Here is a 6,637-nt window from a genome sequence, read left to right as displayed (position 1 = left end):
GCGTACTCGTGGCCAGGATGGGCGGCGGCCAAGGCCTGGGAGGGCTTCTCGTCGTCGCTCAACGGATACTGACGCCGTCGCCGCCGCGGCGCACCCGGCGCCGGTGGCGGAACACGCTCATCGGCTGGAGCTTCATCCTGCCGAACTTCCTCGGCTTCGCGGTGCTCACACTCATCCCGGTGATCGCCGCGCTGGTGCTGTCCTTCATGGACTGGGACTCCTACAACGCGCCCGAATGGGTGGGGCTGAAGAACTTCCAGCGCCTGCTCGACGACGAGTCGACCAAGATCGCGCTGCGGAACACGGCGTACTACGCGCTCGGGCACGTGCCGCTGACCGTGCTCGCCGCGCTCGGCCTGGCGCTGCTGCTCAACCGCAAGATCGCCGGGGTCGGCTTCTTCCGGGCCGCCGCCTTCTTCCCGTACATCACCTCGATGGTCGCGGTCGCGATCGTGTGGAACATGCTGTTCAACCCCGAGTTCGGGCCGGTCAACCAGTTCCTGCACTTCATCGGGATCGCCGACGCGCCGGGCTGGACGACCAGCACCACCTGGGCGATGCCCGCCGTGATCCTCACGAGCGTGTGGCGCGACATGGGCTATTACATGATCCTGTTCCTCGCCGGTCTCCAGGCGATCCCGACCGAGCACTACGAGGCCGCCAAGATGGACGGCGCGAACAACTGGCAGCGGTTCCGCAACGTGACCCTGCCCGGTCTGCGGCCGGTCACCTTCCTCGTGCTCATCCTGCTGACGGTGCAGAGCTTCAAGGTGTTCGACCTGATCGTCGTGATGACCGACGGCGGACCCGGCCGGGCCACCCTGGTGCTGTCCCAGCAGATCTACCGCCAGGGCATCGTCGAAGGCGAGTTCGGGTACGCCTCGGCGATCTCGCTGGTGCTGTTCGCGCTCGTGCTGGTGCTCACCCTGACGCAGTTCTGGTTCAACAACCGCCGGGAGCGCTCATGACTGCAATTCCCTCCGGGGGCCTCGGCCCGTTCCGCCTCGCCGGGCGCGTACTGCTCTACGTCGTGCTGATCGTCGCCGCGGTCGCGATCCTCGTCCCGTTCTTCTGGATGATCAGCGCCTCGCTCAAGCGCAACAACGAGGTCCTGAGCATCCCGGTGCAGTGGATCCCGAAGGACTTCCAATGGAAGAACTTCAGCGACATCTGGACGCAGATCCCGATGGGGACCTACCTGCGCAACACCGTGTTCCTCAGCGCGGTCATCACCTTCCTGCAGGTGCTGACGGGCAGCTTCGCGGCGTACGGGTTCGCCAAGTTGCGCTTCCCGGGCCGGGACGCGCTGTTCTTCGCGTACGTCGCGACCATCGCCGTGCCGTGGCAGGCGTACATGATCCCGCAGTACATCATGATGCAGAAGGCCGGCCTGACGAACACGTTCTGGTCGCTGATCCTGCTCCAGGCGTTCGGCGCGTTCGGCGTCTTCCTGATGCGGCAGTACTACCTGACGATCCCCGAGGAACTGTCCGAGGCGGCCCGGGTCGACGGCCTGTCCGAGTACGGGATCTGGGCGCGGATCATCCTGCCGCTGTCCAAGCCCGCGCTCGCGAGCCTCGGCCTGCTCACGTTCGTCAACACCTGGAACGACTACATGGGTCCGTTCATCTACCTGACCAGCAACGACCTCTGGACCATCCAGCTCGGTCTGCGCTCGTTCGTCGGCCAGTTCGACGCCGACTACGCGATGATGATGACCGGCTCGGTGCTGTCCGTGCTGCCGATCCTGCTCATCTTCCTCGTCGGTCAGCGGTACTTCATCCAGGGCATCGCCACCTCCGGAATGAAGGGGTGACGGCATGAGACTGCTCGCGCGCCTGCCCTACGACACGATCTTCGCCACGGCGTACGCGTTCCTCAAGACCAACCTCGCGCTCGTCGCCGCCACACTGCCCTTGCTGGTCGCCTTCGCGTTCAGCGGGGAGCCGCTGGCCGCCTGGCCGTTCTTCGTCGCGTTGTCGGCGGTGCTCGGCCCGGCGGTGGCGGCCGCGTTCGGCTCCTTCACCGGCGGTTCGTTCTGGCAGGCCTACCGGAAGCGGTTCGGCCGGTCACTGGCGATCGGCGCGGCGGCGGCGTTCGCCGTCATCGTGCTGGCCACCGACTTCCGCCTCGCCCTCGGTACGCCGTTCGGCGCGGCGACCCCGATGCTGGCCCTGCTCGTCGTGCTGGTCGTCGTCACCGCCACCGCCCTGCTGGCCCTGGACACCCGGCTGACCTCGCGGCTCGTCGTCGCGGCGGCCTACCTGTCGGTCCGCAAGTGGTACCTCAGCCTGGCGAACCTGGCCGTGCTCGGCGTACTGGCCGGCGCGGTCGTCACCAAGCCCGCCATCGGGCTGTTCCTGCTCGCCGGGCCGGCGCTGTACGTCGTGTGGGCCAACACCCGCCACATCGTCGCCCCCCTCACCCCCGCCCAGGACTAGCCCGCCCTTGGTGACCCGGCGCTGGATCGGGTCGCCGAGGCGGAGTAGTCCACCTCATTCGCATACCGCACAAGTTGTAGAGCTATCTCCACTTCCTGTGCGACGTGTCCGGCGTGGTGATCTTTCTACGATGGGCATCAGCTGGGGGGCTCACGGTCACACTAGACATCCCACACGGTGGGTTCCCCAGCTTTCCCCGCCCGGCTGATCCATCATGTGAAGATGTGGGCGTGGAGCACACACCCGCTCGCCGTACGCTCGGCGGCCTCATCGTCCTCGTCGTGCTGGCCGGGCTGGCCTTCCTGAGCGTGTGGACGGTCCGGCCGCCCGCGCCGCTGGCCGCCGACGCGCCCGGCGACGAGTTCAGCGCGGGCCGGGCGTACGCGCACGTGCAGACGCTGGGCGAGTCCGTGCACGTCGCCGGGTCGAAGAACGCCGCCGCCGCCCGGGACTACATCGTCGGGACGCTGAAGGACTACGGGCTCGATCCGCAGATCCAGGACGCGGTCGGCGCGGACGACGCGCTCGGCGAGGGCTACACGATGGCCCGCGTACGCAACGTCGTCGCGGTTCTGAAGGGCACCGCCTCGACCGGACGGGTGTTCCTTGTCGCGCACTACGACTCGGTGCAGGTCTCCTACGGCGGCAACGACGACGGGGCGGGGGTCGCCACGCTCCTGGAGACCGCCCGCATCCTGACCAGTCGCGAGCGGCCGCGCAACGACGTCGTCTTCCTGTTCACCGACGCCGAGGAGGCGTGCCTGTGCGGTGCGGAGGCCTTCGTCAGCCAGCACGACCTCGCCAAGGACGGCGGAGTGGTGCTCAACTACGAGGCACGCGGCTCGTCAGGCCCGGCCATCATGTTCGAGACGACCCGCGACAACGCCGACGTCGTGGGGGTCTACGGTGACGTCGCGCCGTACCCGGTCGCGACCAGTTTCGCCGTCGAGGTCTACCGGATCCTGCCCAACGACACCGACTTCTCGCCGTTCCGTGACGCGGGCCGGTTCACCGGGCTGAACACGGCGTACATCGACGGTTCGGCGGTCTACCACACTCCCGAGGACCGTCCGGAGTACATGGACCAGGCGAGCCTCCAGCATCACGGTGCCAACGCGCTCGCGGTCGCGAAGGCGTTCGCGGCCCGCGATCTGGCCACGCTGGAGCAGCCGTCGGCGGGTGACTCGACCTACTTCCCGGTCCTGGGCTTCCTCGTGCGCTACCCAGGCTGGCTGGTCTGGCCGGTCGCCATCCTCGCGCTGCTCGCCGTGGTCGCGCTGAGCATCGTGGTGCGGCGCCGTGCCGGGTTCGGGCGGCAGGCCGCCGCGTTCGGGCTCGGCCTCGTGCCGCTCGCGCTCGCGCCCGTCCTGGCCCAGGTCTACTGGCTGATCCTGGTCGCGATCCGGCCCGGCTACCGCCAGATGATCGACCCCTGGCGGCCGGAGTGGTTCCGCGCCGCCGTGGTCGCGCTGGTCGCGACCCTGCTCCTCTTCTGGTACGCCTGGTGGGGCCGGCGTCTTGGGCAATGGGCGTTGGCCGTGGCCGGGTTCGGTTGGCTCGCCGTCCTCGGCATCGTCCTCGCTGCGTTCGCACCTGGCGGCTCGTATCTCGCTGCGTTGCCGGCCCTGTTCGGGGCACTGGCGGGAATCGTCGCCTCCGTTGTGCGTATCCCCTGGGTGAAGCTCGCGGCGGTGACCATCGGCGGAGCGGTGGCGGTGGTGATCCTCGCGCCCACCGTGATGCTGTTCTTCCCGGCCCTGGGCCTGGCGACCGGCGCCGCGGCCGCCCTCTTCGCGACGATGCTGGGGCTCGCGCTGTGGGTGGTGTTCCCCCGGCGGGCGATGTGGCCGGCGGTCGGCGCGGCCGTGCTGATGCTGGTGTTCACCGGCGTGGGTCTGGCGGTCGACCGGTTCGACGCGAAGCATCCCGCGCCCGAGCAGCTCATGTACGCCCTGGACACGGACACCGGGCAGGCCCGCTGGGTCAGCGCCGACGACAAGCCGGGAGCCTGGGCCGCCCAGTACGCGTCCGGCACCGAGAACGTCGAGGCGAAGTTCCCGCTGCTGCACGGCGACGTCGCCAGCGGACCGGCGCAGGCGGCGGACCTGCCCGCGCCGAGCCTGACCGCCACCTCCTCCACAGTGGAGGGCTCGCGCCGGACGATGACGCTGCTGATCAAGCCGAACCGGGACGTCCGGCTGGTCTACCTCCAGGTGCCCGGAGTGAAGGTGACCAGCGCGACCGTCGCCGGACGAGCCGTGCCGTCCGACGCGCTCACCGGCGACTTCGGGGTGCTGTTCCACGCGCCGCCCGCCGACGGGCTCACCGTGACCCTGACCGTCGAGCAGACCGGGCCGGTGAGCGTACGCGTCATGGACGGCAGCGACGGGCTGGCCGGGCTGCCCGGCTTCACCCCGCGCCCGCCGGACGTCGGCGTCGAGGGTTCGCACACGTCGGAGCTGGTGCTGGTGGCCAAGACGTACACCGTCTAGGGGATCATCTTGCGTCGATGATCGCGGCGGCGGATCGTGGGAAGATGGCCGCCACCGACACCTTCCAGCGCCCGGCGGACGCCGCCGGCCGCACGGATCCGGCCGCCCTCTACGTCCGGTCCTACCTGAACATCCGCACCGTCGTGGGAATCATCGGGCTCGCCCTGCCGATCGCGTTCATCGTGGGCGAGGCGGCGTACCTGCGGGGGAGCGTCCACGTGCGCGGCTCGATCAGCGCGTACTACCACTCGTCGATGCGCGACCTGTTCGTGGCCGGGCTGAGCGTCGTCGGCTTCCTGCTGCTCACCTACATGTCGGCGCAGCCGCGAACGTGGGACTACTGGCTGAGTACGGTGGCCGGAGTGGCCGTCATCGGCGTGGTGTTCTTCCCGACTCGCCGGGTCGGCATCGAGCCGGGAGCGCCGCTGTGCGGCGTCCAGCCCGAACCGGCCGGGTGCGCCCCGATGCAGCAGGCCCTCGGCGAGAACACGGTGGCGGTCGTCCACTTCACCTGTGCCGCGATCTTCATCGGCAGCCTCGCGGCGATCGCGTTCATCTTCGCGTACCGCGAGAAGAAGTACGAGAACGATCGTCGGATGGAACTGGTGCAGAAGATCTGCGGCTGGGCGATCATCGCCGCCGTGGTGTGGGTCGCCGTCGGCGGGCTGCTCCGGCTGTCCATGGGCGAGGTGACGCCGCTCTACCTCGGCGAGGTGGTCGCCGTCTGGGCCTTCGGCACGTCCTGGCTGCTCAAGGGCCGGGACCTGACGGCGGGGCTGTTCCCGCCCAAGCCTGCCCCGGAACCGGCGAGCACCGAGGAGCCGCAGCCGCGCGTCGTCTGAGCCTCGGTCACCGCCGACACGGGCGGGAAACATGGCGGACCTACGCTGGGCTCATGATCGGCTCTCCACGGGTTCCCCTGCTCGTCGCGGCGGCACAGCCCACCTGCGTGGCGCACGACGTCGCCGCGAACGCGCTCGCGCACGCCGGCCTCGTCCGGGCCGCCGCCGCCCGGGTCGTCGTGTTCCCCGAGATGTCGCTGACCGGGTACGAGTTCGACGCCGTCCCGGTCGCGCCCGACGATCCCCGGCTCGCCCCGATCGTGGCCGCCTGCGCGGAGACGGGCACTGTCGCGCTGATCGGCGCGCCCGTCGCAGCGTCGGACGCGACGGCTGTCTCGCCGCATGCGGCCGCGTCCGGTCCGGGTGGATCGGCTTGGCCGTCGGGGGTAGCTGCGAAGCACATCGGCGTGCTGGCGATCGACGGCGACGGGGCGCGGGTGGCGTACCGGAAGATGTTCCTGGGCGGGGCCGAGCCCGAGCACTTCGTCCCCGGCGACGCGGCGGCCGTGCTGGAGGTCGACGGCTGGCGGCTCGGGCTGGCCGTCTGCAAGGACACCGGAGTCGCCGAGCACGCCGCCCGCACCTGCGACCTCGGGATCGACGCGTACGTCGCCGGAGCGCTGGACGGGGAGCACGAGATCGCGGTGCAGGACGAGCGCGCTCGGCGTACCGCAACGACCTATGGCGTCTGGGTGGTGACGGCCAGCTTCGCCGGGTCCACCGGCGCCGGGTACGACGACGCGGCCGGGCGCTCCCGGATCTGGAACCCGGCCGGGTCGGTCGTCGCCGAGGCGGGACCGGAGACCGGGGCGTACGCCCGCGCGACATTGGGTGTGTCGAGCTGAGTCCATAATGTCCAGAA

Annotated in this window: 6 protein-coding genes; all 6 read left to right on the top strand. The window is 69.9% G+C overall.

Translation table 11 applies throughout. From position 1 onward, the window contains the following. The first annotated feature begins 8 nt into the window (after positions 1-8). Positions 9-968 (top strand): sugar ABC transporter permease, encoded by a 960-nt coding sequence (locus AB0M47_RS13855; RefSeq protein WP_363412699.1) that lies wholly within the window; start codon positions 9-11, stop codon positions 966-968. Further along, positions 965-1,816: a carbohydrate ABC transporter permease gene (locus tag AB0M47_RS13850; RefSeq protein WP_363412688.1), complete on the top strand. Its 852-nt coding sequence runs from the start codon at positions 965-967 to the stop codon at positions 1,814-1,816. The genes AB0M47_RS13855 and AB0M47_RS13850 overlap by 4 nt, the downstream gene beginning before the upstream one ends. A 4-nt stretch (positions 1,817-1,820) precedes the next feature. Next, complete coding sequence (locus AB0M47_RS13845) at positions 1,821-2,441, top strand: hypothetical protein (RefSeq protein ID WP_363412686.1); 621 nt, start codon at positions 1,821-1,823, stop codon at positions 2,439-2,441. A gap of 230 nt (positions 2,442-2,671) precedes the next feature. Beyond that, positions 2,672-4,933: a M28 family peptidase gene (locus tag AB0M47_RS13840; protein ID WP_363412684.1), complete on the top strand. Its 2,262-nt coding sequence runs from the start codon at positions 2,672-2,674 to the stop codon at positions 4,931-4,933. A gap of 44 nt (positions 4,934-4,977) precedes the next feature. Then, entirely contained in the window at positions 4,978-5,775 is a 798-nt protein-coding gene (locus tag AB0M47_RS13835; RefSeq protein ID WP_363412682.1) for a hypothetical protein, read from the top strand. 53 nt (positions 5,776-5,828) lie between these two features. Next, positions 5,829-6,620, top strand: a complete 792-nt coding sequence (locus AB0M47_RS13830; RefSeq protein WP_363412680.1) for a carbon-nitrogen hydrolase family protein — start codon at positions 5,829-5,831, stop codon at positions 6,618-6,620. Positions 6,621-6,637: the final 17 nt, after the last annotated feature.

The sequence above is a fragment of the Hamadaea sp. NPDC051192 genome, from assembly GCF_040682475.1.
GTDB classification, from domain to species: Bacteria; Actinomycetota; Actinomycetes; order Mycobacteriales; family Micromonosporaceae; genus Hamadaea; species Hamadaea flava.
The sequence above is the reverse complement of the archived record's forward strand: the minus strand, read 5'-3'. Positions and strand labels throughout refer to the sequence as shown.

What these genes read in the sequence shown, in the direction of transcription:
- AB0M47_RS13845 (WP_363412686.1), top strand. Translation starts at nt 1,821, where the DNA reads ATGAGACTGCTCGCGCGCCTGCCCTACGACACGATCTTCGCCACGGCG.
- AB0M47_RS13835 (WP_363412682.1), top strand. Translation starts at nt 4,978, where the DNA reads ATGGCCGCCACCGACACCTTCCAGCGCCCGGCGGACGCCGCCGGCCGC.
- AB0M47_RS13830 (WP_363412680.1), top strand. Translation starts at nt 5,829, where the DNA reads ATGATCGGCTCTCCACGGGTTCCCCTGCTCGTCGCGGCGGCACAGCCC.
- AB0M47_RS13850 (WP_363412688.1), top strand. Translation starts at nt 965, where the DNA reads ATGACTGCAATTCCCTCCGGGGGCCTCGGCCCGTTCCGCCTCGCCGGG.